At 43.8% G+C, this 26,678-nt stretch carries 28 protein-coding genes and 1 pseudogene; 14 read left to right on the forward strand and 15 right to left on the reverse strand.

The window, feature by feature from the left end; translation table 11 throughout:
* The first annotated feature begins 1 nt into the window (after position 1).
* Positions 2–1,315: a transglycosylase SLT domain-containing protein gene (locus J4N44_RS19615; protein ID WP_252045630.1), complete on the forward strand. Its 1,314-nt coding sequence runs from the start codon at positions 2–4 to the stop codon at positions 1,313–1,315.
* 12 nt (positions 1,316–1,327) lie between these two features.
* Positions 1,328–1,909: a hypothetical protein gene (locus tag J4N44_RS19620; RefSeq protein WP_005453426.1), complete on the forward strand. Its 582-nt coding sequence runs from the start codon at positions 1,328–1,330 to the stop codon at positions 1,907–1,909.
* A 53-nt stretch (positions 1,910–1,962) separates the two neighbouring features.
* Here the strand turns inward: J4N44_RS19620 and J4N44_RS19625 are convergent, their stop codons facing one another.
* Entirely contained in the window at positions 1,963–2,871 is a 909-nt protein-coding gene (locus J4N44_RS19625; protein WP_252045631.1) for a DMT family transporter, read from the reverse strand.
* A gap of 98 nt (positions 2,872–2,969) precedes the next feature.
* Here J4N44_RS19625 and J4N44_RS19630 point away from each other — a divergent pair, with 98 nt between their 5' ends.
* Positions 2,970–3,758, forward strand: a complete 789-nt coding sequence (locus J4N44_RS19630) for an AraC family transcriptional regulator (RefSeq protein ID WP_005453431.1) — start codon at positions 2,970–2,972, stop codon at positions 3,756–3,758.
* Here J4N44_RS19630 and J4N44_RS19635 read toward each other — a convergent pair.
* Positions 3,753–4,670: a M14 family metallopeptidase gene (locus tag J4N44_RS19635; protein ID WP_009702603.1), complete on the reverse strand. Its 918-nt coding sequence runs from the start codon at positions 4,668–4,670 to the stop codon at positions 3,753–3,755. The genes J4N44_RS19630 and J4N44_RS19635 overlap by 6 nt on opposite strands.
* 174 nt (positions 4,671–4,844) lie before the next feature.
* Here J4N44_RS19635 and J4N44_RS19640 point away from each other — a divergent pair, with 174 nt between their 5' ends.
* Entirely contained in the window at positions 4,845–5,750 is a 906-nt protein-coding gene (locus tag J4N44_RS19640; protein ID WP_252045632.1) for a DUF808 domain-containing protein, read from the forward strand.
* 143 nt (positions 5,751–5,893) lie between these two features.
* On the opposite strand, the gene pyrC is transcribed toward J4N44_RS19640, so the two are convergent.
* Together pyrC and J4N44_RS19650 are read right to left on the reverse strand one after the other, a co-directional pair.
* Entirely contained in the window at positions 5,894–6,922 is a 1,029-nt protein-coding gene (gene pyrC / locus J4N44_RS19645; protein WP_005453436.1) for a dihydroorotase, read from the reverse strand.
* A gap of 154 nt (positions 6,923–7,076) precedes the next feature.
* On the reverse strand, positions 7,077–7,241 hold the full coding sequence (locus J4N44_RS19650; protein ID WP_005453437.1) for a YqaE/Pmp3 family membrane protein: 165 nt from the start codon (positions 7,239–7,241) through the stop codon (positions 7,077–7,079).
* 271 nt (positions 7,242–7,512) lie between these two features.
* On the opposite strand from J4N44_RS19650, the gene J4N44_RS19655 reads away from it, so the two are divergent.
* Positions 7,513–9,330 (forward strand): hybrid-cluster NAD(P)-dependent oxidoreductase, encoded by a 1,818-nt coding sequence (locus J4N44_RS19655; protein ID WP_252045633.1) that lies wholly within the window; start codon positions 7,513–7,515, stop codon positions 9,328–9,330.
* Between the two features lie 117 nt (positions 9,331–9,447).
* On the opposite strand, the gene nadE is transcribed toward J4N44_RS19655, so the two are convergent.
* Positions 9,448–10,278 carry an NAD(+) synthase gene (nadE, locus tag J4N44_RS19660; protein ID WP_252045634.1) on the reverse strand — a complete coding sequence of 277 codons (831 nt, stop codon included), beginning with the start codon at positions 10,276–10,278 and terminating at the stop codon, positions 9,448–9,450.
* A 210-nt stretch (positions 10,279–10,488) separates the two neighbouring features.
* Here nadE and J4N44_RS19665 point away from each other — a divergent pair, with 210 nt between their 5' ends.
* Positions 10,489–11,010, forward strand: a complete 522-nt coding sequence (locus J4N44_RS19665) for a nicotinate-nicotinamide nucleotide adenylyltransferase (protein WP_252045635.1) — start codon at positions 10,489–10,491, stop codon at positions 11,008–11,010.
* A gap of 26 nt (positions 11,011–11,036) precedes the next feature.
* On the forward strand, positions 11,037–11,519 hold the full coding sequence (locus tag J4N44_RS19670; RefSeq protein WP_252045636.1) for a hypothetical protein: 483 nt from the start codon (positions 11,037–11,039) through the stop codon (positions 11,517–11,519).
* Positions 11,520–11,586: 67 nt separating this feature from the next.
* On the opposite strand, the gene J4N44_RS19675 is transcribed toward J4N44_RS19670, so the two are convergent.
* Positions 11,587–12,195, reverse strand: a complete 609-nt coding sequence (locus J4N44_RS19675; protein ID WP_009697130.1) for a cupin domain-containing protein — start codon at positions 12,193–12,195, stop codon at positions 11,587–11,589.
* A 192-nt stretch (positions 12,196–12,387) separates the two neighbouring features.
* On the opposite strand from J4N44_RS19675, the gene J4N44_RS19680 reads away from it, so the two are divergent.
* Positions 12,388–13,494: a 1-acyl-sn-glycerol-3-phosphate acyltransferase gene (locus J4N44_RS19680; RefSeq protein WP_005453443.1), complete on the forward strand. Its 1,107-nt coding sequence runs from the start codon at positions 12,388–12,390 to the stop codon at positions 13,492–13,494.
* A gap of 125 nt (positions 13,495–13,619) precedes the next feature.
* On the opposite strand, the gene J4N44_RS19685 is transcribed toward J4N44_RS19680, so the two are convergent.
* The gene (locus J4N44_RS19685; protein ID WP_017819336.1) at positions 13,620–14,219 is read right to left on the reverse strand and encodes a hypothetical protein; all 600 of its coding nucleotides are present in this window, start codon (positions 14,217–14,219) and stop codon (positions 13,620–13,622) included.
* A gap of 147 nt (positions 14,220–14,366) precedes the next feature.
* Here J4N44_RS19685 and J4N44_RS19690 point away from each other — a divergent pair, with 147 nt between their 5' ends.
* Positions 14,367–14,639, forward strand: a complete 273-nt coding sequence (locus J4N44_RS19690) for a YnjH family protein (protein WP_026000170.1) — start codon at positions 14,367–14,369, stop codon at positions 14,637–14,639.
* Positions 14,640–14,711: 72 nt separating this feature from the next.
* On the opposite strand, the gene J4N44_RS19695 is transcribed toward J4N44_RS19690, so the two are convergent.
* Positions 14,712–15,011 carry a YfcZ/YiiS family protein gene (locus tag J4N44_RS19695; RefSeq protein ID WP_017188691.1) on the reverse strand — a complete coding sequence of 100 codons (300 nt, stop codon included), beginning with the start codon at positions 15,009–15,011 and terminating at the stop codon, positions 14,712–14,714.
* A 528-nt stretch (positions 15,012–15,539) separates the two neighbouring features.
* Between J4N44_RS19695 and J4N44_RS19700 the strand changes: the two genes are divergently transcribed.
* From J4N44_RS19700 to J4N44_RS19715, 4 genes are all read left to right on the forward strand, one after another.
* The gene (locus tag J4N44_RS19700; protein ID WP_005453451.1) at positions 15,540–16,001 is read left to right on the forward strand and encodes a TetR/AcrR family transcriptional regulator; all 462 of its coding nucleotides are present in this window, start codon (positions 15,540–15,542) and stop codon (positions 15,999–16,001) included.
* A gap of 465 nt (positions 16,002–16,466) precedes the next feature.
* Entirely contained in the window at positions 16,467–17,408 is a 942-nt protein-coding gene (locus J4N44_RS19705) for a LysR family transcriptional regulator (RefSeq protein ID WP_252045637.1), read from the forward strand.
* Positions 17,409–17,587: 179 nt separating this feature from the next.
* Positions 17,588–18,544: a hypothetical protein gene (locus J4N44_RS19710; protein ID WP_252045638.1), complete on the forward strand. Its 957-nt coding sequence runs from the start codon at positions 17,588–17,590 to the stop codon at positions 18,542–18,544.
* Between the two features lie 86 nt (positions 18,545–18,630).
* Positions 18,631–19,281: a hypothetical protein gene (locus tag J4N44_RS19715; protein ID WP_005453457.1), complete on the forward strand. Its 651-nt coding sequence runs from the start codon at positions 18,631–18,633 to the stop codon at positions 19,279–19,281.
* Positions 19,282–19,391: 110 nt separating this feature from the next.
* Here J4N44_RS19715 and J4N44_RS19720 read toward each other — a convergent pair whose 3' ends face one another.
* From J4N44_RS19720 to J4N44_RS19735, 4 genes and pseudogenes are all read right to left on the reverse strand, one after another.
* A complete protein-coding gene (locus J4N44_RS19720) occupies positions 19,392–19,823 on the reverse strand; it encodes a YccF domain-containing protein (RefSeq protein ID WP_005433505.1) in 432 nt (143 codons plus the stop codon).
* Positions 19,824–20,010: 187 nt separating this feature from the next.
* Positions 20,011–21,224 (reverse strand): annotated as a pseudogene (locus J4N44_RS19725) (MFS transporter).
* A gap of 12 nt (positions 21,225–21,236) precedes the next feature.
* The gene (locus J4N44_RS19730) at positions 21,237–21,389 is read right to left on the reverse strand and encodes a hypothetical protein (RefSeq protein WP_196334319.1); all 153 of its coding nucleotides are present in this window, start codon (positions 21,387–21,389) and stop codon (positions 21,237–21,239) included.
* A gap of 156 nt (positions 21,390–21,545) precedes the next feature.
* Positions 21,546–22,064 (reverse strand): cysteine hydrolase family protein, encoded by a 519-nt coding sequence (locus J4N44_RS19735; RefSeq protein WP_252045639.1) that lies wholly within the window; start codon positions 22,062–22,064, stop codon positions 21,546–21,548.
* A 120-nt stretch (positions 22,065–22,184) separates the two neighbouring features.
* On the opposite strand from J4N44_RS19735, the gene J4N44_RS19740 reads away from it, so the two are divergent.
* A complete protein-coding gene (locus tag J4N44_RS19740) occupies positions 22,185–23,108 on the forward strand; it encodes a GlxA family transcriptional regulator (RefSeq protein ID WP_029790072.1) in 924 nt (307 codons plus the stop codon).
* On the opposite strand, the gene J4N44_RS19745 is transcribed toward J4N44_RS19740, so the two are convergent.
* The 3 genes from J4N44_RS19745 to J4N44_RS19755 all read right to left on the reverse strand — a co-directional run bounded on the left by J4N44_RS19745 (position 23,109) and on the right by J4N44_RS19755 (position 26,659).
* Positions 23,109–24,041, reverse strand: coding sequence for a Gfo/Idh/MocA family protein (locus J4N44_RS19745; protein ID WP_252045640.1), 933 nt, complete (start codon positions 24,039–24,041; stop codon positions 23,109–23,111). It abuts the gene before it with no gap.
* 130 nt (positions 24,042–24,171) lie between these two features.
* Positions 24,172–24,888: a hypothetical protein gene (locus tag J4N44_RS19750; protein WP_252045641.1), complete on the reverse strand. Its 717-nt coding sequence runs from the start codon at positions 24,886–24,888 to the stop codon at positions 24,172–24,174.
* A gap of 118 nt (positions 24,889–25,006) precedes the next feature.
* On the reverse strand, positions 25,007–26,659 hold the full coding sequence (locus J4N44_RS19755) for a phosphoethanolamine transferase (protein ID WP_252045642.1): 1,653 nt from the start codon (positions 26,657–26,659) through the stop codon (positions 25,007–25,009).
* Positions 26,660–26,678: the final 19 nt, after the last annotated feature.

Genomic DNA, 26,678 nt, shown 5'->3' on the forward strand with positions numbered 1-26,678 from the left:
TATGAAATTGAAATATTGCGCACTGGCTGCGTTGTTAAACCTAATTGTGATGCAACCAAGTTTTGCAAATGATCCTTTTGCTGAACTGGACCAAGAAATCGAACAATTAACCGCTGATGATACGGATGAGTTTGAGCAATGGTATGCCGCCCAAATTCAAGAGTTCAATCAATGGCAGCAAGCTTACTTAGCGGACTGGGACAAAAAACAGAAAGCCTCTATTCAAAAATGGGGTGACACCAAAATACCTTCTCCGGATGTGGTAGTGGTTTATGACGAACAACATAACGCACGAACCGTTGTTGATTTGGAGAAAGGTGAGATTACGGTTAGCTACTTACCGCCTGCGGAAGAAGAAAAAGCCGAAGCTCCAGTTGTTGAAGCTGAAGTCGTCAATGCCGTTATCGAGAAAAACGCCAAGGTGTTTGAAGAAGTTGGTGTAACTCAACCTAAAAAAGCTGAGCCTACAATGGTTTTCGTTGAGGAAATTAAAGTAGAACCAAAGACTTTCGAAGAGGTGAAGAAAGAGATTGAGGCGCAAACTGAGCGCCAAATGAGTCAACTTGACATCTTTGCTGCTGAGAAAAGTGCAGTGTTAAGTGAACAAAAGCAAGAGCAAGTGATTGTTCAGCAAAAACAACAAATGGTGAAGCTGGAAGAAAAACGCATTGCTGCTGTGAAGCAAGAATTAGCTCAGCAAGAAAAGCAGTTAAAGCAACAGCCTAAAAAGATTGTTGAGTATAAGGTCAAGATTCCAAAATCATCACTGGCGAACCGCGCCAATCAGTACCTTCCTGCGATTCAACAAGAAAGTGCAAAGCGAGAACTACCGCCTGCACTTGTTTTGGCAATCATGCACGAAGAGTCGCATTTCAACCCGAAAGCAAAATCTCATGTGCCAGCATACGGGTTGATGCAAATCGTGCCGACAACCGCTGGTCATGACGTGAATAAGCTATATCGCGGTAAAGATAAGCCGATGAAAGCGAATGACTTATACGACCCCAATTTGAATATCGAAACTGGCACGGCGTATCTAAAAATTATTCAGAGTCGATACCTAAAAGGCATTAAAGACCCACAAAGTGCGACTTACAGTGTGATCGCGGCTTACAACACCGGGTCAGGTAATGTGGCCAAAGCATTTGGTGAGCGACGTGTTTCTAGTGCGATTAAGAAAATCAATACCATGAGTTCTGATGAAGTATATGAGCACCTTATCAAGAACTTACCTTATAACGAGACTCGCAAATATCTCAAAAAGGTCAACGATAGAATGAAAACCTATCATGCGCAGTCCAACTCAATTATCTAAAAGGAATTGAAGATGAAATATCAAATTCTTACCGCTGCAATCAGCGCAGTGATCTTATCTGGTTGTGCGAGTCAAAGTGGTTCTGAAAACACGGCGAAAGTGGAAACCAACAAAGGCAGCAATGTGCCTAGCTGGGTACTAAACCCAACTTCAGCGAATGGCTTTGCAGCGTCAAACTGTGTTACGGCGTCAGGTAACTTTTCTGTTGATCGTAACCACGCTATCTCTCTAGCACGTAACACGCTTGCGCAAAACCTTGATATTAAAGTCAGTGTGTTAGAGAAGAACTATCAAAAAATTGATAGCTCAGTTGACGGTCAAACCTCTGGCACATCTTTTGAGCAAATCGCTAAGCAAATAACTAATACTTCAATTCAAAAGAGCCAAGTTGAGCAAGTATCACTGGTTGAAATTGGTGGTGTAGAGCAAATTTGTGCGCTAGTAGTCATGCCAAAGATTGAATCAGAAAAGATGTTTAACTCTGCTGTAACGGCAGGAACGGATATTGATCCAACGGATAAAGCGGCGCTATACAAAGAGTTTGTGAGCCAAAAGACAAGCAAAGAATTGGAAAAGCAGGCTGAAGCCCTTTAATCCAAATGAAAGCAAAAAGAAAAGAGCCATCATGGCTCTTTTCTTTTTAGTTGCTATGAGCTCGTTGCAGTTTGAGCTTCTGGGTCGATGACTTTGCCTTTTCTGCGTACTTTAATTTGCGGCAAGATAACGCCAGAGATAACCAACATACCGCCAATGATGTGGTAAACATGAACTTCTTCGCCGAGCATGGTTGAAGCGAGAGCTACCGAAACCACAGGCATCAGGTTCATGAACATGGCACTTGAGTCAGCACCAATCAAGTCAATCGCTTTTACCCACATCAATGGAGCAAAGATAGACGCGGCAATACCAGCGTAAGCAATTAAAGGTAATGCGCTTTGGCTTGGTAGAAGTTGATCGCTGCTTAGCCACAATGGCGCAAGCATAACCAATGAGAAAAAGCCTTGCATGTAAACCAAAGTCATACTGTTGAAAGGCATCTTCCAGCGTTTTAGTAACACACAATAAATTGCGTAGCAAAGCGCAGCCAGCAGCATCAAGCTGTCACCTTGCGTCATATCTTGATGCAGGAAGTAGGTGATATCGCCGTGCCCTAACATAAACGCCAAGCCGCCTAATGAAATCACACCACCAGCCACGCTCAGCATGGAAATCGACTTGCCAAGTAAAGGTACACTCAAGAAAACACTGATCAAAGGAACGAGAGACGTAATCAGTGCCATATTAGAAGCGGTCGTTGTTAGCCCTGCGTAATAACCTAGGGATTGGTTTAGCACCATGCCTAATAGTGCGAGGAAAGCCAATTTAGCCAAGTATGGGCGAATCACATGACGTTGTTTGATCACTGCTGGTAAGCAAAATGGCGTTAAAAGTACCATAGCAACAAACCAACGGTAGAAACTCATTGCGCTAGGTTCGATGGCACTTGCTGCCATTTTATTTACGATGGAATTCCCACCCCAAATCATGACAGTAAAAAACGGAAGCAAATAAACCATGAGAACCTCATCGCAGAATAATTAATGGCGCTAGTCTGACAGGTCTTTATAATGAAAAGTATCTCTGGAAAGACATCGTAAGCGATAGGAAGACAAATTTGAAAAAGAGCACAAGGAATCTTCATCCGTCATTATCAATCGACAGAGCACCATCAGATGTGTTTATGAATTTTGAAGCCTTTTTGTCGAATACAGAAACTCGCATTCACAGCCACCCGTGGGGACAAGTTCAACTGATCAGTGGCGGTATTCTAGAAATGGATGCGGAAGACACACGTTTCTTAGCGCCTCCGCATCTTGCGATTTGGGTACCGGCTGGGATCCGTCACACCAGTTATAATCGTAAGCCTTTGGAATACTGCTCGTTAAATATCGACCCAGAGTTGACTCAGCACTTTCCATCCAAAACGAGCTTGATCAAAGTGACGCCCATTGTTTCGGCGATTGTGGAAGACTTTCGCCAGCGTGATATTAATGTTGCTAAGAGCGAAGAAGATAAACGCCTCGTTCAGGTCTTGTTGGATCAGCTAGCCAAACAAGAAGTCGAACATCACTTTTTGCCAACCACAGACAACAAATATCTGGAGCCAATTCTTAAAGCCGTCGAAGAAGCGCCAACTGATGAAATTAGCTTGGGGGAATGGGCGGAAAAGGTTCATACCACGGAGCGCACTTTAGCTCGCCATTGCCAAAGTGAGTTAGGGATGAGTTTTACCGAGTGGCGATTGCGAGTGCGTTACTTGCATTCGATGGAGTTGTTAAGGAAGGGGCAAACCGTAAAAGAGGTGGCGTTGACATTGGGTTACAACCAGGCCAGTCCTTTTATCGCCATGTTTAAGAAATACTCCGGCATTACACCGGAGCAATATAAGAACCGCTTGTTATAGCTGAGTAAGCACGTAATCTAAACCACCTACAACTGCTGCAACTTGAGCGTCGTTACACTCTTCATCAGTGACTTTCGGGCTGTCTGGGTAAACTTCTGTTGTAGTGCCGTAAGTGCAGTTGGTGACGCCGCCACACAGACCCAGTTTCACCATTGGGTAATTAATCACACCAAATTGCACCACTGGCGAACCAATGATTTCGCCTTTATCGTCAGCAGGTGCAATGTGCGTTACTTTCGCTACTGACTCGATGACGGCTTTTTGGAACTCAGGTTGCGGGTTTTCTGTATCGCCCACCGTGTAGAAACCATCTGGGATCATGCCTTCGATGTATTCAAGACCATCACGTGCTGCAAGTGCAGGGCGGAATTCGGTCTCGTCAGAATCGGTGGTTTCGTGCAGGTCGATGTGCATTAGAACATCACCTAAGGTCGCAACAAGCTTAATCAAGTTAGCTGACTCTTCCGCAGGGCTATTTGCGTAGAAAGAGCGGTTTGGGTCAATCGCATTTGGATTCCAGCGGTTGATCACCTCGTACCCCCAAGGGCTGACACATGGTGCAACGACAATATTGAAGTGTTCTGCATAACGCTCTGCCTGCGTATCAACAAACTTCAGCGCACCATGTACGCCACTTGTCTCGTAGCCATGTACGCCGCCAGTTACTAAAACAACCGGTTTTGCAGCATCCCAGTTACGAGTCTTGATACAAAACAGAGGGAAGCGCGCCTCGTCGTAAGAGAGCGCGCCGTATTGCTCAACATCAAAACGTTCGCGAAGAGCATTAATTTTGGTCACGACTTCTTCTTGGTAGCTACGTTTTACGTCACGTTGCTCACGCCAAGCTTTACGTTCTGCTTCACCCCATGACTGACCTGGGGTACCAATTGGGTAAGTGTATCCGCTTTTCATCTATACTTTTTCTTTTGTGTGCGTGAAAGGTAAGACAAGACTAGTCCTGTCTCAAAGCCACGGCAATAGAAAACACAATTTGTGACCTTATTCTTTGCGAAATCATAACTTTGCTGAGTAGTTTATTGGTGTTACATTTTGTTACTTATTCAATTCCATAAAAGAGATAAATAAATGGCTGGAGCAAGTTTACTAACACTGTTGGATGACATTGCAGCTGTATTGGATGATGTCGCGTTGATGTCGAAGATGGCGGCGAAAAAGACCGCTGGTGTACTGGGCGACGATTTAGCGCTAAATGCGCAACAGGTGTCTGGCGTAGCGTCAGAACGAGAAATCCCGGTGGTTTGGGCGGTGGCAAAAGGGTCGTTTAAAAACAAACTGATTCTAGTGCCATCGGCGTTGTTGATCAGTGCCTTCATTCCTTGGCTGATCATGCCATTACTTCTCATTGGTGGTTTGTTTCTTTGCTTTGAAGGGGCTGAGAAGATCTTAGAAAAGCTTTTTCCTCATGCGCACCAACATGAAGAGAAGAAAGAAGAGCTCAATACCGGAGAATCGGTTGAAGAGTACGAGAAGAGAAAGGTCGCCGGTGCGATTCGTACTGACTTTATCCTCTCTGCAGAAATCATCGTGATTGCTTTGGGTACGGTGACAGGCTCAAGCATCGTAACGCAAATCCTTGTGGTCAGCTTAATCGCGGTATTGATGACCATTGGTGTTTACGGCTTAGTCGCTGGCATCGTTAAGCTTGATGACTTAGGTTTTTACCTAGAACGCACATCAAATGGTGAAGGAGTGAAAGCCAAGTTAGGTGGAGCGTTAGTGGCGTTTGCGCCTAAGTTGATGAAGATGCTTGCTGTGGTGGGTACTGCGGCAATGTTCCTTGTTGGGGGCGGTATTGTTGTCCATAACGTGCCTGCAATTCATCATCTGATTGAACCGATCATCATGGATTTCCGTGGTCATACGATTGCGACGGCGATTGTGCCGACATTGCTTAATGGTGTGATTGGTGTCATCGCTGGCTTGGTTGTGGTTGCAGCTTGGACTTTAGTAGAGAAAGTTCGTGGTAAATAATTACTCTGTAGACAGTAGACAGTAGACAGTAGACAGTAGACAGTAGACAGTAGACATAAGGCTTTATAGGAGCCAAAAGAAAAGGGTCATGCGTTTCCATATCGAATATGGTGGCATGACCCATTTTTATTTCGTGGAGATGATTACTTCACTTCCCACTCAATCTTTTCATTTGCACGAATTGGCACAACGATGTCGCTACCAAACGGCATCGTTTCTGGTACATCCCAAGCTGCTTTTTCTAGCGTTACTGTGTCTGAGTTGCGAGCGATGCCGTAAAAATCAGGACCATTTAAGCTTGCGAATGCTTCTAGGTTTTCTAGTTTGCCTTCATTCTCAAACACCTCTGCATAAAGTTCTAGTGCTGCGTGTGCGGTATAAGAACCTGCACAACCACAAGCTGATTCTTTTGCGCCTTTTGCGTGCGGCGCTGAATCTGTACCTAGGAAGAATTTCTTGCTGCCGCCTGTCGCTGCTTCGATAAGCGCTTGTTGGTGGGTATTGCGCTTAAGGATTGGCAGGCAGTAGAAGTGAGGCTTAATGCCGCCGACTAGCATGTGGTTACGGTTGAACAGCAGGTGGTGAGCAGTGATGGTTGCTGCGACGTTATCAGAAGCGTTCTTAACGAAGTTTGCGGCATCCGCCGTCGTGATGTGTTCAAGAACGATTTTTAGGTTAGGGAAGTCGTTAACGATAGGAGCAAGAACCGTGTCTAGGAATTCCTTCTCACGGTCAAAAATATCAACGTGGTTGTGAGTCACTTCTCCATGAACCAAAAGCAGCATGCCAACTTCTTCCATCGCTTCAAAAACGTGGTAGATGTTCTTTGCATCGGTTACGCCAGAATCAGAGTTGGTGGTTGCACCTGCTGGGTAAAGCTTTGCTGCGACAATTTTGCCTGTTGCTTTGGCTTTGCGGATTTCGTCTGGCGTGGTGTTGTCTGTCAGGTATAGCGCCATAAGAGGTTCGAATTGCTCGCCGTGTTGCTCAGCAAGGATTCGATCACGGTAGGCTAATGCCATTTCAGTATTGGTCACTGGTGGGACGGTGTTTGGCATGATCAGCGCACGGCCGTTATAACGGCTAATATCGCGAACGGTATCTTTTAGAACTTCACCATCGCGTAAGTGAACGTGCCAATCGTCAGGACGAGTAATAGTCAGTGTTGTCATTAATTGCTCCCACCATTAAAAAGTTATGCTTGGAGCCTAAACGCTGCATTTACCTCAAGAGCAAACGCTTGCGCTTAGGCGACAGGATGATAGAGGAATTGCAGTTCTATTTCACCCCATTTTTCACATTTCTTTACGGTAGGAGCTCAGTTGGTTACTTCATCGTCAACCAAAGCGCGTGAATTGTGCCGGGTAGGAAGAAGAAGAAAGTCAGGATTAGGTTGATGAAGAAGTCTTTCTCTAGACCTTTTTCCATGTAAACCGCCACTGGTGGAAGGAAGATACAAAGTAGAATTAGAATCAGTTTATTAGTATCCATGGTCTATGCTCCGGATAGATTATTTATAGTGTCAAAAAGTTGGCGAATTATGTGCCCTATATCACATCTTGGCAATCCTAGTTTCGTCAATACTATGCAAATTTATGGGACTCCATTCTTAAAAAGAAGTTCTTCCACCTGCAAAGCAAGCGTCATATCGGGTGACTGACGAAGGTGCGGTTATAAATCGATATTTTATAGAGGCTTGGGTCATAACTGTTATAAGGATATGATAGTCCAATAATGAGAAAGTACCTGTAGGAAGAAGGCTATGTCGCAATCAGTTTTGTCCCAAATTAATGTTTTTCCAGTCAAATCCGTCGGAGGCGTTGCGTTATCTTCCGCTTGGGTAGAAAAACAAGGATTGAGTTTTGATCGTCGATTTATGATTGCGACGTCAGATGGCTCAATGGTGACAGCTCGAAAGTTCCCTCAAATGGTGACCATCAAGTCCGCGCTGTTGCCAGACGGAGTGGTGTTTACCAGTCTTGGCGAAGAGCCACTAAAGATTCGCTATCAAGATTTCAAAATGCAGGAAGCACCTGCAACGGTTTGGAAAGACAGTTTTACGGCATATACCACCACGGATGAAGCGGATGATTGGTTTAGCAAAGTATTAGGTCTTCGCGTCGAGTTACTTTTTACTGGTGAGCAATCAAATCGCATAAGAGAGAAACTGGGTCACAACGTCAGCTTTGCCGATGGCTACCCAGTACTTGTCATCAGTGAGGCATCACTGGAAGAATTAAACCGCAGAAGCTCTGAGCTGCACTCAATGGATCAATTCCGAACCAACCTTGTGGTATCTGATACCAAGCCATTTGAAGAAGACTCATGGAAGCGTATTCGCATTGGCGAAGTGGAATTTGAATCAGTAAAACCATGTGAGCGATGTATTCTAACTACCGTTAATACTCAGCGAGGCACATTTCGAGAAAGCAAAGAACCACTGAAGACATTGCAAGAGTTTCGTGCAAACGAGCGTGGGGGCGTGTTCTTCGGTCAAAACCTTGTTGCCCTGAACGAAGGCATTATTCGTTCTGGTGACAAAGTTGAAGTGCTGGAATACAAAGAGCCAGAGTTCTATCCAGACAACTCTCCTCAGCGAATGACGCTAACTTGTGTCGAACGAGAAGAAATCGCACGCGACTTTGTCACCTTGTGGCTTGAGCCAAGCAAAGGTCAATTACCAACGTACTTACCGGGACAGCATTTACCTATTGAAGTGGATATAGACGGTAAGAAAGTAGGGCGTCGTTATACGCTGTCATCTAGCCCGTCTCGCCCGGGACGCTATGCAATTTCGGTGAAACGTGTTTCTGGTGGTCGCGTATCCAATGCTTTGCTTGACAACCTACAAGTGGGGGATGTTCTGGAAGCGGAAACGCCAGATGGTCAATTTCATCTAAAAGAGCATTCTGTTCAGCCTCTATTGCTGTTGTCTGCTGGTAACGGCGTAACACCAATGCTGTCGATGGTTCGTTATTTGGCTGATCACAACCAACTCGATGATGTGGTGTTCTACCATCAGTGCAGCAGCGAGATTGATATTCCATGCAAAGATGAGTTAAACGAGTTAAAGCGCCAACACCCGGGGTTGGATGTAAAGATCTGCTTAACGCAACCTGCGATAGATTGGTTTGGTCTTAAGGGGCGAATCAGTCTATCTCATATAAAACAGATCAAAGATGTTGAACAGCGCCAAGTGTTTGTTTGTGGTCCTGACGGCTTTATGCAAAAGGCGAAAAACCTATTGCTTAAGAAGGGGCTCCCAGAAGACAATTATCATCAAGAAGCATTTGGTGTTGCAGCGACAAAAGCTAAGCCAGAGAAAAGTGTTGAGATTGAATTCAACGGCTTTAAGTTGATGGGTAACAACCAACAAACGTTACTTGAACAAGTTGAGAATGCCGGTCAAAGTATTACCAATAGTTGTCGTGCGGGCTTGTGTGGTGCTTGTAAGGTTCAATTAGAATCAGGACAGGTAGAGCATCCTGACGTGCCTGCACTGAGCGCAGAAGAGCGCGCGATGGGTAAAGTGCTTGCGTGTTGTGCTATTCCGGAAACGGATGTGACGCTAACAGACTAACGTTGCTGAGCATAAACACTGCTTGTAACAAGCAAACAAAAACGCCGCTAAATTAGCGGCGTTTTTATCTATTGCTGAACGATTTAAAAACGAATCGTTGATGTGCACAATCGTGATTTAGTCGTAGATCGTTGGGATCGGCTGACGCTTGTGCTGAGTCATTTTGTAGATAGCCACAAGGCGATCGCTGACTTCTTGAGATACTGGCTTGCCTTCTAGGAAGTCATCGATTTGTTCGTAAGTTAAACTCAGAGCATCTTCATCAGCTTTTTGAGGATCAAGCTCTTCTAAGTCTGCCGTTGGTACTTTCTTCACGAGTTGCTCAGGCGCACCCAATGTTGCTGCAACTTCGCGAACTTGACGTTTGCTCAAGCCGAATAGTGGTGCCATATCGCATGCGCCATCACCGAACTTAGTGTAAAAACCAGTGATGTTTTCTGCTGAGTGATCAGTACCAAGAACCAAGCCACCAACGTAACCAGCAATTTCGTATTGAGCGACCATGCGTGCACGCGCTTTTACGTTACCCTTCACGAAGTCCACTTTTGCAGCATCCGTTGGAAGAAGGTCTGTTCCTTTAAGTGCGATGTGAGAAGCAGCATGGAGGCCATCGACACCAGCTTTAATGTTTACCGATACAGAGTGCGTTGGTTGGATGAAAGAAAGTGCGAGCTGTGCTTCATCTTCGTCTTTTTGTTCGCCATAAGGCAAACGAACAGCGATAAACTGGTAGTTGTTGTCACCAGCTTCTTCGTTTAGTTGCTCTACAGCCAGTTGAGCCAAGCGACCACATGTCGTTGAGTCAACGCCACCGCTAATGCCAAGAACAAGAGACTTACAGCCTGCTTCTTGCAATTTACGCTTAATAAAAGCGACACGGCGTTCAATTTCGAAATGCGGATCGATAGAAGGGAGTACTCGCATTTCATCGCGGATGGATTGTTCCATTTAGGGTTCCTTTTCCTGCAAATATGTACGACACCAAGTGAGTGTGAATAAATTCATACTGTCGCAGGCGTTTATAGTTCACAAATGGCGACAAACCATGCAGTTGATGTCTATAAACGTCGCTTTAGTGTCAAAAAGCTCTAAAGATTAGTAGTATCATACCGAATTCATCGGATTAGAAAACTCTCTTCAACCAGGTAATCACCGGATATGAAAAAAATCGCCGTTTTTGGCAGCGCATTTAACCCACCAAGCTTAGGTCACAAGAGTGTGATCGAGTCACTGAGCCACTTTGATCTTGTGCTACTAGAACCAAGCATTGCACACGCTTGGGGCAAAAATATGTTGGATTACCCAATTCGGTGCAGACTGGTTGATGCCTTTATTAAAGACATGGGGCTTTCTAATGTTCAACGCTCAGACCTTGAGCAAACTTTGTACCAACCAGGACAAAGTGTGACGACTTTTGCGTTATTAGAAAAAATTCAAGAAATCCACACGCAAGCCGATATAACTTTTGTCATTGGTCCTGATAATTTCTTCAAATTTGCTAAATTTTACAAAGCAGAAGAAATTACGGAACGTTGGACTGTGATGGCATGCCCTGAGAGAGTGAAAATCAGGAGCACCGATATTCGCAATGCATTGCTCGAAGGTAACGATATTAGCGGGTATACAACATCAACGGTCAATGAATTATTGCTAAGCGAAGGCTTATATAAACAATCGTAATCTGAGAACTGAGAGGTCAGGTTTTCATGGTCAGAATCGGCGTACTTAGTGCATGCGCAATGCTTGTGGCAACACAGGCGAGTTCCGCATGTAACTATTTATCTGATCGTTCCGTTGTATTTGCTGATAACACCATGCCAGTTTGTGAAGACATCTTTGACAGTGTTGGCGTTCTTAGTATCGATACGCTCAATTGGTATACCGCAGAAAAACAGATAGAAGGTCCGACAGAAAGTTACTGGGATCAATGGGCGTTCAAGTCTGAAGACTCTCCAATACTTACTCAAAATTTAGATAGTAACTATTTTGGGCTCGGGTTATGGATGCCAGAAGAACTGCGTGATGATGAAGCCAAAATGAGTACAGAAGAGTGGCTGAGAAGTCATGGCTTAATGTTCAGCATCGGCTTTGGTGACAAGAACGGCAGTGAACCACGAATGCGTGTTGATTACCGCTGGCATGAATACTATGACGCTGATTGGATGATGCAGATCGAAGTACCGTTTTAATATTCGAATCAAAATAAAAAGGACGCACATTGATGCGTCCTTTTTGTATTCTATTGCGACTTACCCTTTATAGCGCTTCCCCAAACACCAAAAAGCAAAGCTGTTCGTATTCTTCTTCATTGTCGTTAAATAGCTTCGCAACGATATCCGCTTGTTTTTTGCCGGATAACTTCATCTTGCGTGCTTCTCGAAGCGTTAATACTAGACAAAGCTCAATGGAAATCTGAGATTCACAGCCTGGTTTCCACTTATTGATAGAATCCGTTAATGCTGAACTGGTAAGCATTGGTTTGAGTGTTAGCACTTCGTGTTTCACAACCGCTAGCAAGTCGAGCTGATGTTCACTGCGTGCTTTTGTCATCACCAACTTTTCAATCAGCGCTGACAATAACACAGGTAGTTTCACGTAGCCTGCTTGTTGAGCAAATGCATCAGTTAAGCGCACAGAGAAGTCACAGCGAGTTACTCGTGTGTTAGGTAAAAAGGTGAGGGAGCTCAAACATCCCTGAGGAATCCAGAAGTGTTGACCCGGTTCAATGGCATACTCATGTTTACCCAATTTAATGATCGCCAAACCTTCCACTACTGATAGTAAGCTGTGTTTTAGCGCTTTTTTACGCGCAGCAACATTAAGAAAAGGGTAATTAGCGTCGTGAAATTCAATTGCGTAGTTCATTGTGAATACCAGAGTTTTTGGGGCGCTAAGGGTAACGCTAAACCCCTAAATTGCCAACCGGATAACAGATTTTTTTGCGAATAGAAATTGTAATGCTACTGGTATGACCATGTTAAAAGTATGGTCTGAAATGCTGCGGGTTGGCAAAACAATGCGTAAAATGTGCCAGCTTTTTTTGAAATGAATTGAATAATGACTGCCAATAACGATCCTTATATTGAAATTCGTCCATACAACGACGAAGAAATTCCAGCTGCGCTGGACCGCCTGATCAAAGACGATGAGTTTATCAGTGCGATTTTAAACCACCGTTTTGCAAACAAAGCGGCGTGGTTCAAAACACTCATGAGTCCGATTATCCGTGTCTACTTAAAAGCGAAGTGGAGTAAACTGGATTCTGTGGAAGCCATTCAGCTAGAAGTGAAGAAGTACCTTAAAGACACACTAGATACGACTACTGACGGAGTTACTTTTTCAGGTTTGGACAAACTCGACAAGAACACATCGTACTTGTTTGTCTCTAATCACCGCGATATCGCAATGGACCCCGCGCTTGTTAACTTTGGTTTACACCAAACAGACCACCGTACAGTGCGTATTGCGATTGGTGATAACCTGCTTAAGAAACCTTGTGCGACGGAGCTAATGAGGCTCAACAAGAGCTTCATCGTAAAACGTTCTGCGAAAGCACCACGTGAAATGATGAAAGCGCTTGGTCTACTGTCGGGCTATATCAAGCACTCTTTAGATACCGGTAACTCAATCTGGATTGCGCAAAAAGAAGGTCGTGCGAAAGACGGTAATGATTTCACTGACCCAGCAATCTTGAAGATGTTCCATGTTGAAGGTCGTAAGCAAAAAATCAGCTTTGGTGAATACACTCGTTCACTGAAGATTGTGCCTGTTTCTATCTCTTACCAAAATGACCCTTGTGATATTGCAAAAGCTAAAGAACTGTATGAAAAAGCAGAGAACGGCAGCTATGAAAAAGGTGAGTTTGAAGATATTGAAAGCATCATCCAAGGTATCGTGGGTTACAAAGGTAAAGTGCATGTCGCATTTGGTGATGTGATCGATCAAGAGTTCGAGACGCCGGATGAGTTGGCAAACGAAATCGATCGCCAAATCCACAATAACTACCGCGTATTCCCTATCAATTTGCTCGCTGCGGGTCGTGAAGACGAATCGATCACTGAGTCAGTAAAATCTCAGTTGCAAGAGAAACTTGAACAGCTACCGACAGGTGCGCACAGTTACTTGGTTGCAAGTTACGCTAACCCAGTAAATAACCAAGAATAACCTTGCTATTGTCCATTGCGCGAAGTAGCAATGGACATTCAATTGCGAGGAACGGGACCTAATCGGAATCTATCTCAGGCGTGTTATTTGTTAGATTCTGAGCTCGTTCCTCACTTCAATTACTTTTATGGTGCAACCGCACCGCCTAAGGTCAAATTCGTTGGCCACTTTGTCACTCGATTTCCTCCCAAGAAGATGTTGCCTTTGACTGTCATGGTGTCAGGAAATGTTGTGACCTTTGAACCTCCTATATAGAGGTTACCATCCACCACCAATCCTTCTGGTAGTTCGGTCAATGGTGTCCGAATGACGCTCAAGTCGCCTTTTACTCTTAGTCTTGCTGGTAGGTTAGTTAACGGGGTATCGGTTAAATTCAAATAACCACCCAGTTTTACACCGCGAGGCCAGCGTTCAACTTTACTACCAAGTAAATTTGCATAGCCTTTAATTTTAACTCCAGGTCTTATCGTTTTGAGGGCGCTATTCGTTGCTTCAAGGCTGCCTTGAACATCGAGTCCTTTAGGTAGTTTAGTAATCGGTGTCTGGGAAATATTGAGGTTTCCTTTTACGACAAGACCATCAGGTAGGGTCGTATAGGGCTTGTTGCGGAGATCGATATTACCGTAGTTGTCGGTATGACCGAATTTAGCATAGTAATCAAGCTCGTAAGCGATAGAAGAGCTCGAGAAAAACACCAGAGCTAATAAAAGAGGGAAAATGCGCATAGCAACCACAGTATTGGTAAAAGCGAGAAAAGGATAACGTAAAGCTTGGGGGGCTGCTACCTATCCATGTCTCAAGAATATGAGATGCTGCCAAGAACTGAAAGCGCTTCTTTGTTAGTTTTATGGCTCTTCATTAAGGGGATATTCATGAACGTAAGATCGATTTCTGTTTTGCTTGCAAGCGTTGCTGCTGTTTTATCAAGTTTTGCGATGGCGAAATCCTATAATACGCCAGATTCAAAAGCGTTAGTGGTGGCAGACGGTAAGCTAGGGCAGCGTGTTTGTTACTATGACGACAAAGCCTACACTACTGGGGCAGTGCTAAACGTAGATGGGGTGCTACTGATGTGTACCGATGAAAATGATTTTGAAACTAATGGCTCGTTGAAGTGGGTTGTGTTTCAGAAAGACAAGAAATAGATAGGTTCAGTAGAGATCAAAAAAGCGAGCTGGATGCTCGCTTTTACCTATCTAACGATGAAATATCGACGATTAACGCGCTAGAGAGCGAGTCTTAAGTTCGAAGATTAGCTTTTCAGCGCTTACTTCAAACTTGAATCGAGCAGTAAGCTCTTTCGAATCTTCCGTTAGTTCAGAAACGTTGTATTCAACGCCTGCACAAACTTGTTTTGCTAGTTCGATGTATTTCGCCAACTCAGCTTCAAGTGCTGCTTTAGTCTCTGCGAAAATCGTTACGTCAGCGACATCGTCGCCTTCTTTGATGATAAAACCCATTTCACCAGCGCAACCGCAAGCTTCACATACTTGGTTTTCTTCTAATTCGACACTCATAACGAATCCTCTTGTAAATACTGTCAGTATTCTATCAGGTATTTGATCTCTATCTACAAAAATGAATGATTTTGGATAAAAAAAGGACAGTATGTTATGTTGTTAATGGAGGGTTAACTAATTTTATTAGAACTTCCTTAAGGAAATTAGTGTGATATGTATCAATATTTAAAATCAATTAACCTAGATATTCGTGAGATTTCTGTCAGGTGAGTTGAACTGGGGTTCAATTTATAAGACTATTTCCGGATTAATTATTTTTACATAATTATCATTCTTAGCCTGAGAATAGTTTCGATGAATGATTTGGTGCAAGGTTTTGATGGAGTGGACTTTTCGCCATATTTTGAGTCACATGTATTGACAGAAATATCACTGTAAATTGCACGTTACGCAGTGCAGTTTAGTTATGATTGGTCCTCTAACTTTGATGTTTGAGGTATACAGTACATAATGCTGAGGATGATTTTCATTCTGGCCTCATTTAATTGTGAGTTAGATGGATTTACAAAGAGAAGAGCTTAAAATATGCCAAAGCGTAGTAAAGAAGATACCGAAATCACTATCCAGAAGATCATGGATGCCGTTGTTGATCAGCTTCTGAGACTTGGTTATGACAAAATGTCTTACACCACGTTAAGCCAGCAGACAGGTGTATCGCGTACAGGTATTAGCCACCATTTCCCTAAGAAAACGGACTTTACCGCCGCTTTAGACGGTCGTATTTTCAAAATGTTCGTTGAACATCTAGAATTCGATAAAGGTCTAGAAGCGTTTTCAAAGAGCTGGATCACGGCTCTAGAAGACTCTGAATTCTTAGCGATTTTGCGTCTATTATTCCACCATATTGTTACTTCTGAGAGCGCGCACGAGTTTGCGGCAAACGGCATTGATCGTTTGTACAAAATGGCTGAGAGCCAGTTTGGCGCAGGCAGTGACAAAGAGCTAGAGTGGTTGATTGGTCGCTCATTGATCCAAATGAGCAAGTAACACCACAGTAAATAGCTAAAACCAAGAGGCTGTTTGGCTCTTGAGTGTGTTTAGACCTGATTTCAAAGTGTTTGAAGTCAGGTCTTTTAATTTCTTTATGTTGGCGTTTAGCCGACGTTTTTGCTTTCTATCTTTCTCATTAAACGCGTCATGTTTGATGAAATTAACCTTTTCCTATCTCCTCTAGACTTCACCCCATCATCTCTTTTCTTTGCTGCCTATCGAGTCGACGATCTTCATACATTGACAGCAGGAATGTAATGTATGTATGGCGTCAGACAATGAGTTCATTTACAAATTTGCGTCGTCATTTATTCCTTTTTTCAAAATAATCTTACTGTCTGTTTTGTTATTTTTGTGTCATAGAGAGTTATCGAGCGCAAAGAATTCATGCACTTCGGTTGGAAACTGCGCCAATCTGTTCTTATGCTGAATAATAACCTCAAGTTATTAACGAAGTGGAACATGGCTAAAGATCTATTCTCAACTCTTGACTTAAACCTGCTCAGGACATTCATCATTCTTCATCAAGAGCGCAATATGCGGCGCGCTGCTGAACGTTTGTTTGTTTCCCAACCCGCCGTGAGCAAAGCGCTACAAAGATTGCGTGATCATTTTGAAGATGAGCTTTTTGTGAAAACTCATCATGGTTTGCGAGCAACCGAATATGCCAATGATCTTGCAGAGAGCTTAGCGCCTTTGTTGGACGATATTTCCATAACGATAAATGGTTCCAAGGCATTTAACCCACTGGAAATGAACGGCACGGTAAAGATCGCTCTGGCACCATTTATTCTTAGTTCTTACGCGAGTGAGATCTTTCAAGCCATCAGGCAAGCTGCCCCTTATGTCCAAATTCATTTGCTGAATTGGTCTCGCTCAACCATGGAAGAGATCATCAAGGACGAAGTTGTGTTAGGAGTTAATTACGAAATAAACCATGCACCCAAAGAGCTTCTGACCAAAATGATCGTTAAAGATGAATTCTGTGCTTATGTGCGAAAAGATCATCCTCTGCAAGGTCACCGACTGCAGATATCTGATTGCAATGATCTAGAATTTGCAACTGTCATCGCTGCTGACTGGAACTCGAACATTTCTTTTTCAGAAAAGATCATGAAAATTAAAGGGGTAGAGCCAAAAATTGCTTTTAGATCAGAGCTTCCATCAGCCATCATCGACGTAGTCGCAAACTCAGATATGGTGTTTCCTGCATCAAAAACCGTCAATGTCGATAAACTTTATAAGCTACGTAGGTTGGATATTGAGTTGGATGGCATGGTGATAGAACCGTGTTTGAACGCTTACTTCCATCATAAGAATCGTCGCAACGAAACCGTGCACTGGTTACGTAATATCGTGACCGAAGTGATCATTAGTCACCTCGAACGCCCTCAAGAACAATAATAACCATCGGTTATCAAGCTCTCTACCTTGGTTTATTAATAACCCGCCGTTAATGGCGGGTTTCTTATAAGCGATTAGAGCAATAAAACACCGCTCAATATACTTCTCTTCATCGGGCAGGGAGTCCACTGAATCTGCAAGAGGCAGCCCTGAATTTCGACAAATTAAGAGAGCAAATCATGAGAGTTAAATTACTAAGTGCAGTTATCGCAGCGTCTTTTCTAGCCGGTTGTTCATCATCTGGTTCTTCGGACTCCCCAAGTGAGCCTGCAGGAGTTGCATCGGTACAAACCTTCGAAGGTGAGCACTTTGATGGCATGGCAATTCAAGGTGACAACGGCGAATACAACACAGTAGCTATTCGTGGCGTAGAAGGTAACACCGTATTCAACGTTGGCGGTGAGCTGTACTTCACTGACGGCGATGTGGTGAAAGACGCTTCTGGTAACGTAGTTGGTAACATTGAAGTTCGCAATAATGAATTGGTGTTTGTGAATGACAAAGGCTTTATTCACTTATCTGTTGACGATGGTCGTCTAGTAGTCGAAGAGGTAAAACCTAAGATCGAGCATCCTATTGAAGAAGATGTAGATCCTGGTTACGGAGGCGGCGTTGTTCCTACATATGGTGACATCATCGAGCTTGAAGGCGCAGCGGTTATCGTTGGTGATAATGGCAACCATGTGTTCATCAGTAAAGACGAAACAGACACGATAAACATTGCCGTTGGTGATTCGGGTGCCTCTTACACTGTTAATGGTAGTGAGATTCGAAATGAAGACGGTGAGGTTGTCGGACACACTTCAAAAGAGGGTGATAACTACATCGTACGATTAGAAGATGGTACAGAAGTCGTATTCCGTAATGAAGATGGTCGTTTATTCGCAGGCGTTACGAACCGCCCGGATATTAGCCATCCAATTGAAGGTGTGCCAATGCATCCAATTGAACTGCCGTCGCCAGTTAACCCAATCGAGCCGGAAATTGGTCACCCGATCGAAGGTCCAGTAAATCTTCCTGCAAATGAGTTAACCAAAGAACAGCGTGCAGAGCTGAAACAAAAGGTTCAATCTCTGTCACAAGAGCAACGTCAGCAAATAAAAAGAGCGATTCGCGACCGCGTTGAGCGTTCGTAAGCTAATCGCATAAGGGTAAGTAGCAAGGAGCCGCTTGAATAAAGTGGCTCCTTTTTTGTTTTAACTCTTCTTCACAGGTCTCCCCAATGAATAAATCTTTGACACTGCTTTGCGCGCTCTTTGCTGTCCCGTGTTTTTCTGCTGACTATAAAATGCCAGAGTTTGGATTGGACGTATCCAATACAGATGATGAATGGATTGTCACTGCCAGCGGCTACTTACAAGCAACGGAAGAGTGGAATATTTCAGCGGAAATCGACTCGACTGGTTACCTAGAACTTGGGACTGGATATGGTGTCATGCTGGGACAGTTTTATACCGAGGCTTTTGTGAGTTACGGACGTGCTGATTTGTTTGATGTGTATGACGCCGGCGTATTTACTGGAACAGCGTTGGGTGAAGATTGGATGGTTTATGCCAATAGCTCTCACGAATGGAGAAAAAGCGCTATTGGTAAGTCATTTCCGGCATTCGAAAATACAACAAGAGAATGGAAAAACACCATCGGGGCAAGTTATACACCAATTGAATTTGTCAGCCTCGGCTATGCTTATAACTACGATAAAAAGCTCACGGAGGGCGGTCATCGTACAAACCATGAAGTGCGAATTACATTAAAACCAAAGTGGGTTGAACCTTACGTGAAATACACATTTGGTGAACATAGAGTCTCTCCAGGTTCCACGAAGGTAAGTGAAGAAAATAGTGTGGAGCTAGGCGTTAACTTCAACTTTTAAGGAGTCGATATGAACATACAATCAACGATGATTGAATACGCAGTGGCGATTATGGGGTTGCTCTTGACGGGAATCACCCTCTAAGCCGGAAGCTTAGAGGGTTTAGTATATTAACGATTGATATTGTAGCGAGCCATTGCTGCTTCTTCTGTTGTCACGACTGTTTTACCGATCGGAGCTAGAGAGATAACCGCAAGTTTCAGGTGTTGAAGGGCAAACGGGATGCCGATGATGGTGACAAAGCACGCTACGGCAGAAAGTACGTGACCGATTGCCAACCAGATACCTGCAAACACAAACCAAATTACGTTACCAATGACACCAAGTGGGCTCGTGCCTATGTCCATTTCATTGGTTAATTCATCTCGTGAGACTGCTTCTTTACCGAATGGGAAGAACGAGAAGTTCCCCATTACAAAACAAGCGCGTCCCCATGGAATGCCGATGATGCTGATGAATGCTAGAAGTCCAAAGAACCACCATAGCAAACCCATGAATACGCCACCGAATACAAACCAGATGATGTTGCCGAGTGTTCTCATTTAAAACCCTTTTTGATTTATAGCGTTGTGTTAAGTATGTCACACGAATCTTAACAGAGGATGAATGGACACACTTTATCTTAAATAAGCAATCATTGATGAGAATACAGATTTAATACAGGTACTAGACCGCATGAGATGGAGTAAAGAAAAGGCTCTCAACGAGAAATGTCGAGAGCCTTTCAGGTTAGGCAGTAGCTAAGTTCAAGCGAGGGACTGGCTTGTCATTGATTGGCAGGTGAATCAGTGCTGCAATAAATGCTAATACAACGGTTGACCACCAGATTGGGTCGTACGAACCGTAGTAATCGTAAATACGACCGCCAACCCAAGCTCCTAAGAAGCTACCTACTTGGTGCGTAAAGAACACCAAGCCATACAAGGTGGAAAGGTAACGAGCTCCAAAGATTTGACGAACTAAGCCGGAAGTCAGTGGCACTGTGCCTAACCAGCAAAAGCCAATTGCACCACCAAAGATAGCAGCGGTGTGTTCGGTGACAGGTAGCGTCACAAAAGCACCGATTACGACTGTGCGCATCAAATAAAGTGCAGACATAACATGACGCTTGTTAAAGCGGTCTGCCATTACACCCCAGAAGTACGAGCCAAAGATGTTGAAAATACCGACGTACGCTAGCGCCATTGCCGCCGTTGATGCGGGTAAATCTTTATCGGCTAAGTAACTCGGCAGGTGAGTCGCGATGAACATTACGTGGAAACCACAAACAAAGAAGCCAGCATGGATTAGCCAATAGCCTTTATGTGAAAAGGCTTCTTTCAATGCTTCTTTTAGAGTTTGTGTGTCTTCTTGAGCATTAGTTGCATTGCTCGCTTGTGGTTTCGCCGTTCTCATGAACAGTGCAAACATGATCATAAAGCTACACAGTACAGCGAATGCTTGAAGCGCGCCTTGCCAGCCAAAATCACTCAACAGCGCTTGGGCACCTGGGATCATGGCGAACATACCGAATGAACCTGCGGCTGTTGTCAAACCAAATGCTTTCGCAGCATGTTGTGCAGGGACGACCTTTGCAACGGCACCTAGCACGATCACGTAACTGGTCGCGCTCAGACCAAAACCGACCAAAACGCCAAGTGACAGGTACATCATGGTTGGTTCAACTGCGATGGAAGTCAGGTAGAGACCCAAAGCGTAAGAAATGGCACCTAAAATGATAATACGCTTCGCGCCCCAACGATCTGAAGCATACCAACAAACGGTTGGAACACACCAAACAACAAGTTTTGCAATGCAATAGCAAAGCTAAAGAACTCGCGACCAGTGTGAAAGTAGTCTGAAATTGGCATCATGAAAATGCCGAAAGATTGTCTGATCCCTAGACAAATAATCAAAATCCCTATTCCAAGCCAAACAAGAATTGGAAATCGGAAAATACTCATAATTTGCTCTTATTAATGATGATGGTGGTGATGAGAATGATCATGACGCTCGCCGTCGCCTGTGGTTTGGTGACAGCCGCTGTTGATGGCTTGCTCTGCTAATATTTCCAGCAACCTAGGAGAGTGATGGACGATAACTAAAGATAGCCCCAACATGACGGACATTCTCAGCACCTGAGCGAAAATGGATTGAGAAAAAAGCATGCATTGTGCGCTCAAGTAGAAAAATGAGCGCGAAGTGTAGAGATAATTGTCTAGCGAGACAAATTACAAAAAGTGAATAGAGGTATGCGTTCTATGCATACCTCTATAATATTTCGTTTATAGTTTTTGTTCTGCAGTTATTAGGGGGACGCGGGTAGAGACTGCGTGTAAGGCAATGTTGTGGATCATTTCGTCAACTGTTGTGCAGCAGTCCATAAGAATTGAGACATCATACTTTTCTGCCGCTTTAGAAATCGCAGTATGAGTGACACAGTTTTGCGTCATCATACCGCATACCAATAGTTCTGTTACCCCATGTTTTTGCAGCACTTCTTCAAGGTTTGTTTGCTCAAAGCTGTCTGCAAAGTGCTTGATAACTACATCTGCACTCGGCGCTAGCGCTAAGATCTCAGGGTGAATATCAGCACCTTCGGTCCCCTCATTAAAGAAAGGTGCAATACCCATTGCCGGATCCGCAATGTGCTGAATATGAATGATAGGAATATTTTTCTCATTCGCTTTAGCAATTGCGCCCTTGATGTTGTTTAGTGTTGCTTCTGTATTCCATAGAGGAAATTTACCGTTTGGGAAGTAGTCGTTTTGTAGATCGATAACAAGAAGTGCTGCTTGGCTCATGGTGTTTTCCTTTTGTTTTCAGTGAATGTATTGCTTTGGTATGGGAGCTATTATGCGTGCTTTCTTTTATCTTGCTCAGTGTCTAAAATGACAAAAAATAGGTTAAAAACGACAATTGGAATGAACAAGATAAACATTGCTATTGTGAACTATCCGGGGGCTTCAAAAGCGTCAGTCTATGGTTTGCAGGAGCTGTTTGAGATGGCAAGCCGCGCTGCGATTGAGTTGGGTGCTGAATGCCGCTTTGATGCAGACATCATTGATTGGCAAGAAGACGTTATTCGAGCCGGTGATTTCACGGTCGTCATATTGCCGCCAAGCGGCGCGGAGCAATATTATCTTTCGCCAAGTGAGGCGTTAACATCTTGGCTGTTTGAGCAACACAAAGCAGGAGCGGTTGTTACGTCTGCATGTGCCGGGGCTTTTGTTCTCGCTCAAGCTGGTTTGTTGAACAACAAAGCGTGCACGACACACTGGGGGCTGGCAGGGTTATTCCGAGATAGGTTTCCTAACGTGATGCTTAAGCCTGAATCCATCCTTATCAACGAGGGCAGTGTCATCACAGCTGGTGGCATGATGTCTTGGCTCGATTTAGGGTTGGAGCTGGTATCTCAGCTAAGCACACCTTCGGTGATGCGGTTATTGGGAAAGATGCTGGTGGTTGATACTGGTGCCAGAGAGCAACGTTTTTATCAGCAATTCATGCCTAATTTTCAACACGGTGATAGTGCCGTTCTTAGTGCTCAGCACTACATGGCCGATCATTTCTCACATGTGATTTCAAACCAAGCTCTATCGGAGATCAGTTGTTTAACTGAGCGCACGCTTCAGAGACGTTTTCAAAAAGCGACAGGTTTGAACTTGAATCAGTATCTACAACACCTCCGGGTACAAAAAGCATGTGACTTGCTGGAATCAAGCAACCTCGCTTTTGAGGCTATTGCTTATCACGTGGGGTATCAAGATGCGAGCGCGTTTCGAAAAGTATTCATTAAAACCATGGGACTGGCACCCAAAGCATTCCGCGCTCGTTTTAGTGCTTAATTAACGACGTGCTACGTGTTCGATATGAAGGCAGAGCGCTTCTGCAAGTTGATGACTAGCAATGTTGCGCTGGACAATTTCAGTGGCGACTTTACCTGACTGAATGACGTTAAACCAATCAAGCAACATAGAGTGGAAACCTTTACTGGTCAGCATTGGCGTCCAATCTTTCAAGCTGAGCTTTTGCTCTTGATTGTCTTGCCACATTTTCCCTTCAACAAATGAATCAAATTCAATCGCTTTATTTGAATAGCAAGCTTGGACTCGCTCCGTTGTGATACCAAAATGGCGGTTCATTGATGCATGAAGCAGTGTCTCACCATGCTGCCATTGGATATCTAAACGAGCCAGTTGGTCGCCTTCCATTTGGTGCGTAATGTAAGCGTCTTGTAGATCTGCTTTGGTCGTAATGTTCACGCTATCGAGAGGGTGGATAAAATCATCGAAAATGAAGGTACGAATATCCCCCGGTAATTGATGACGATTCTTCTCCCAACGTATTGATTTCAAGCCTGAAAGTTCGCCTTGCTGTACGCCCGGCATATGCTGATTGTAGAGCGGAATGTGACGGCGATTGAAACCGACATACAAAGGCTGATTCACGCGTTCTGCTAGTTCGTATAGCTTTTCCACCTCAGCAGCGCTGTCTGCCAAAGGTTTGTCAACAAATGTCGGGATGCCTTGTTCTAAAAAGAAAGATGCGATTTGAGGGTGAATGCTCGTCGCTGCATGAATCATTACTGCATCCACACCCATGCCAAGCAACTGTTGGTAGTCCTGACAGGTTTCTGTGATGCGATATTGTTGAGCCAGTGTGTTAAGTGTATTTGCGTTACGAGTACAAAATACCAGTTCAACATTTGGAATCTGGGTGATAACAGGAAGGTAGGCTTTTTGAGCAATGTCGCCCAAGCCAATGATGCCAATTTTCATTTGGTTCTTCTTTAGACGTTCTATTTGCAGGGACAGAGTATAACTTGAATTTGGGGTCATAGTTTATGAGCAGGCTATCGATATTTTGTATCATGAACTGATCCTGCGTACCGTAATACGCAGGTTCATTTTAATCTTCAAATGATGTTAGGAAGTCTAAGCTATAGCATCGACTATAAGGACCAAGAATGACCATTCTTGGAGAGTTTTGGGTACTAAATTTACAAGTATTACTGATACCATTGTGATTAAATGTTGCTCTCATCTCTTGTTGGTTTGCAGGTACATTCAAGGCTCTAGAAAGCATCTTACTCGGAAGGTTATCGATCGTTTGCCCTTCGACGGTGACGCTTGTTTGGTATCCCTTTGCTGCATCGCTTGAATCTAAAATGTAGATAGGAACTTCGCCTGAAGGGGCAATAGAAATGCTAGGTTTGTCTTGCACGGACAGCTCATAATAGTCTTTATCTACGTCGCCAAAAGCAAAAACGAGCTTATGATCACCTGAGTTTAAAGTGAGTTTCTTTTGTACTAACTCATTTTGTGAGTTTGTATCAAAAAGTTTGAATGTATAAGGAATAGCGTGTTTTTTTTGTTGAGCAATCAAAAGGCTTGGTGAGGTCGCGCCATATAGAATGGTGTCAGAGTACATGACTTGCTCTTTTCCATTACTATAAGCTTTTAATTGCACATCCGAATATTGATTTTTGCCGAAGTCTACAAGGTTGACGGTTTGAACATGAACTGCTTGTATCGGGTCCGGGGTGAGCGATGGTTGATTGTTCGTACCACAACCTGAAAGAACGGCAGTTGTGATTGAGATTGCGATGAGTGTTTGTTTTTTCATGATAGAACCTTGTATTGCATGAAACTTTCCACCTAGCCATAGATGTTGATTTGAATGCGTATGGTTCGAAGTAGGAGAGGGTAAATACCCCTCTCCTTTTAGTTATGTATATGATGTATTAGCTTTGACGGCAGCTCTTAAAGATGTCAAGACCTCCATCGTAAGCATCGGTTTCTACGTCCATGATGCCGAGTAAAGAGTGGAATACATTATCGTGAGAGTGCGTCGCGGTTAGTTGCGCCTCTTGTTCCAAACAATCAGTATTGATGTGTTTAGCTTGCTTAAAGCCCGGAGACATCCAAAGTATCATAGGAACACGCTTTTGGAAATCTGGCGCCAATCCGTAAGGCATGCCGTGTAAGAACAAGCCATTTTCACCTAAAGACTCACCGTGATCAGAAATATAAATCATGGCCGTATTGTATTTGTCTTCTAGCGCTTTCAATTTCGCTATAGTTTGATCCAAAACGAAGTCCGTGTAGCGAATAGTATTGTCATAAGTATTGACGATTTGTTCAACGCTACAGTTTTCGATGTCTGCACGAGGGCAGTCTGGTTGGAAGAAGGCTTTGTCTTTTGGATAGCGTTGGAAATACGTTGGACCATGACTACCAATGAGATGCAGCGCAACAAGGCGGTTACCTTTCATGCTTGCGATTTGATCATCTAGGTTATTTAGCAATGCGATGTCATAGCAAGTGCTGCCGTTGCACTGTTCATTTTTCTGGCTGCGGTCCACATCCATCTTATTGATCTTATGCGCGACGCCTTTATCTCCGCCGTCATTGTCTTTCCACATCAAATCAATGCCAGCACGTTGCATTATATCCAAAGCATTGTCTTGGTTATCTGCTGTACTACGATCGAAGTCGCTACGAGGCAGTTGCGAAAACATACAAGGAACGGAAACCGCTGTTGCTGTACCGCAAGAGGAAACGTCTTGGAATGAAATGACGTCTAGCTTGCTGGTGTATGGGTTGGTTTCGCGATCGTAACCGTTGATTTGGTAGTTTTGAGTACGCGCAGTTTCTCCTAATACGAAGACAACCAGAGTAGGCTTCTCTTTGGCTTGTTCTAAAGCTAGCTGAGATTGCTTAGCATCAGTACCAATCTCACGGTATGGTTGTGGCGTTGTCAGGTAGGTTTCTTTGACATAACTAGAGATCGCATACACGTACTGAGTAGGGATAATGATTTTCTTTAGGTAGCTATTATTACGACCAACGGATGCGTAGTCTTGGTAATACAAACCAGCAATCACCGCAATGATCACTAAAGAAGCAAGCATTGAGACGATTTTAGTTAATGTGAATCTTAGCCAGTTTCCTTTTAGCGATTGAAACTTCACTTTAAAGACAAGTAATGCAGGAAGTACCCCCATCAAAACTGTCCAGATCAACGAGTAAGCGCTGAAGTAGGAACTTGCTTCACTGGTATCAGTTTCGACAATATTGGTGATCATGTCGGTATCGAAGAGTGTACCGTAGTTGTAGCTCGCGTAGCTCACGATACCAGAGGTGATCAGCAATAACATAAAGAATGGCTTACTGATCCAAGGCCAACTGAACAAGTTGAATAAGAAGTTCAGCGCGGCAAAAAAGAAGATGGGAATGGTAATAATGAAACCGATCTTAACTTGATCGAGACTAGTAAGGATGTGAACCAATTCCTTGTAAATGGGGATGTTCACCACAAGGGCGAAATACAAGGCGAGTAAAAGCGTAAAGGTAACGTAAGAGAGACCTTTCGTTGGTAGTTCAATTGTCTTCATAATTGACGCACTTCGATGT

Origin of the sequence: Vibrio sp. SCSIO 43155 (genome assembly GCF_023716605.1) — a bacterium.
In the GTDB taxonomy this organism is placed as follows: Bacteria; Pseudomonadota; Gammaproteobacteria; order Enterobacterales; family Vibrionaceae; genus Vibrio; species Vibrio harveyi.

Bases quoted from the DNA above. Each gene is read 5' to 3' on its own strand.
- J4N44_RS19720 (WP_005433505.1), bottom strand. From the start codon at position 19,823: ATGAGAACACTCGGCAACATCATCTGGTTTGTATTCGGTGGCGTATTC.
- J4N44_RS19730 (WP_196334319.1), bottom strand. From the start codon at position 21,389: ATGTCCGTCATGTTGGGGCTATCTTTAGTTATCGTCCATCACTCTCCT.
- J4N44_RS19705 (WP_252045637.1), top strand. From the start codon at position 16,467: ATGGCTAAAGATCTATTCTCAACTCTTGACTTAAACCTGCTCAGGACA.
- J4N44_RS19685 (WP_017819336.1), bottom strand. From the start codon at position 14,219: ATGCGCATTTTCCCTCTTTTATTAGCTCTGGTGTTTTTCTCGAGCTCT.
- J4N44_RS19655 (WP_252045633.1), top strand. From the start codon at position 7,513: ATGTCGCAATCAGTTTTGTCCCAAATTAATGTTTTTCCAGTCAAATCC.
- J4N44_RS19735 (WP_252045639.1), bottom strand. From the start codon at position 22,064: ATGAGCCAAGCAGCACTTCTTGTTATCGATCTACAAAACGACTACTTC.
- J4N44_RS19710 (WP_252045638.1), top strand. From the start codon at position 17,588: ATGAGAGTTAAATTACTAAGTGCAGTTATCGCAGCGTCTTTTCTAGCC.
- J4N44_RS19635 (WP_009702603.1), bottom strand. From the start codon at position 4,670: ATGAAAAGCGGATACACTTACCCAATTGGTACCCCAGGTCAGTCATGG.
- J4N44_RS19690 (WP_026000170.1), top strand. From the start codon at position 14,367: ATGAACGTAAGATCGATTTCTGTTTTGCTTGCAAGCGTTGCTGCTGTT.
- J4N44_RS19750 (WP_252045641.1), bottom strand. From the start codon at position 24,888: ATGAAAAAACAAACACTCATCGCAATCTCAATCACAACTGCCGTTCTT.
- J4N44_RS19615 (WP_252045630.1), top strand. From the start codon at position 2: ATGAAATTGAAATATTGCGCACTGGCTGCGTTGTTAAACCTAATTGTG.
- J4N44_RS19640 (WP_252045632.1), top strand. From the start codon at position 4,845: ATGGCTGGAGCAAGTTTACTAACACTGTTGGATGACATTGCAGCTGTA.
- J4N44_RS19680 (WP_005453443.1), top strand. From the start codon at position 12,388: ATGACTGCCAATAACGATCCTTATATTGAAATTCGTCCATACAACGAC.
- J4N44_RS19695 (WP_017188691.1), bottom strand. From the start codon at position 15,011: ATGAGTGTCGAATTAGAAGAAAACCAAGTATGTGAAGCTTGCGGTTGC.
- J4N44_RS19675 (WP_009697130.1), bottom strand. From the start codon at position 12,195: ATGAACTACGCAATTGAATTTCACGACGCTAATTACCCTTTTCTTAAT.
- J4N44_RS19715 (WP_005453457.1), top strand. From the start codon at position 18,631: ATGAATAAATCTTTGACACTGCTTTGCGCGCTCTTTGCTGTCCCGTGT.
- J4N44_RS19740 (WP_029790072.1), top strand. From the start codon at position 22,185: ATGAACAAGATAAACATTGCTATTGTGAACTATCCGGGGGCTTCAAAA.
- J4N44_RS19745 (WP_252045640.1), bottom strand. From the start codon at position 24,041: ATGAAAATTGGCATCATTGGCTTGGGCGACATTGCTCAAAAAGCCTAC.
- J4N44_RS19650 (WP_005453437.1), bottom strand. From the start codon at position 7,241: ATGGATACTAATAAACTGATTCTAATTCTACTTTGTATCTTCCTTCCA.
- J4N44_RS19665 (WP_252045635.1), top strand. From the start codon at position 10,489: ATGAAAAAAATCGCCGTTTTTGGCAGCGCATTTAACCCACCAAGCTTA.
- pyrC (WP_005453436.1), bottom strand. From the start codon at position 6,922: ATGACAACACTGACTATTACTCGTCCTGACGATTGGCACGTTCACTTA.
- J4N44_RS19755 (WP_252045642.1), bottom strand. From the start codon at position 26,659: ATGAAGACAATTGAACTACCAACGAAAGGTCTCTCTTACGTTACCTTT.
- J4N44_RS19620 (WP_005453426.1), top strand. From the start codon at position 1,328: ATGAAATATCAAATTCTTACCGCTGCAATCAGCGCAGTGATCTTATCT.
- J4N44_RS19670 (WP_252045636.1), top strand. From the start codon at position 11,037: ATGGTCAGAATCGGCGTACTTAGTGCATGCGCAATGCTTGTGGCAACA.
- nadE (WP_252045634.1), bottom strand. From the start codon at position 10,278: ATGGAACAATCCATCCGCGATGAAATGCGAGTACTCCCTTCTATCGAT.
- J4N44_RS19625 (WP_252045631.1), bottom strand. From the start codon at position 2,871: ATGGTTTATTTGCTTCCGTTTTTTACTGTCATGATTTGGGGTGGGAAT.
- J4N44_RS19700 (WP_005453451.1), top strand. From the start codon at position 15,540: ATGCCAAAGCGTAGTAAAGAAGATACCGAAATCACTATCCAGAAGATC.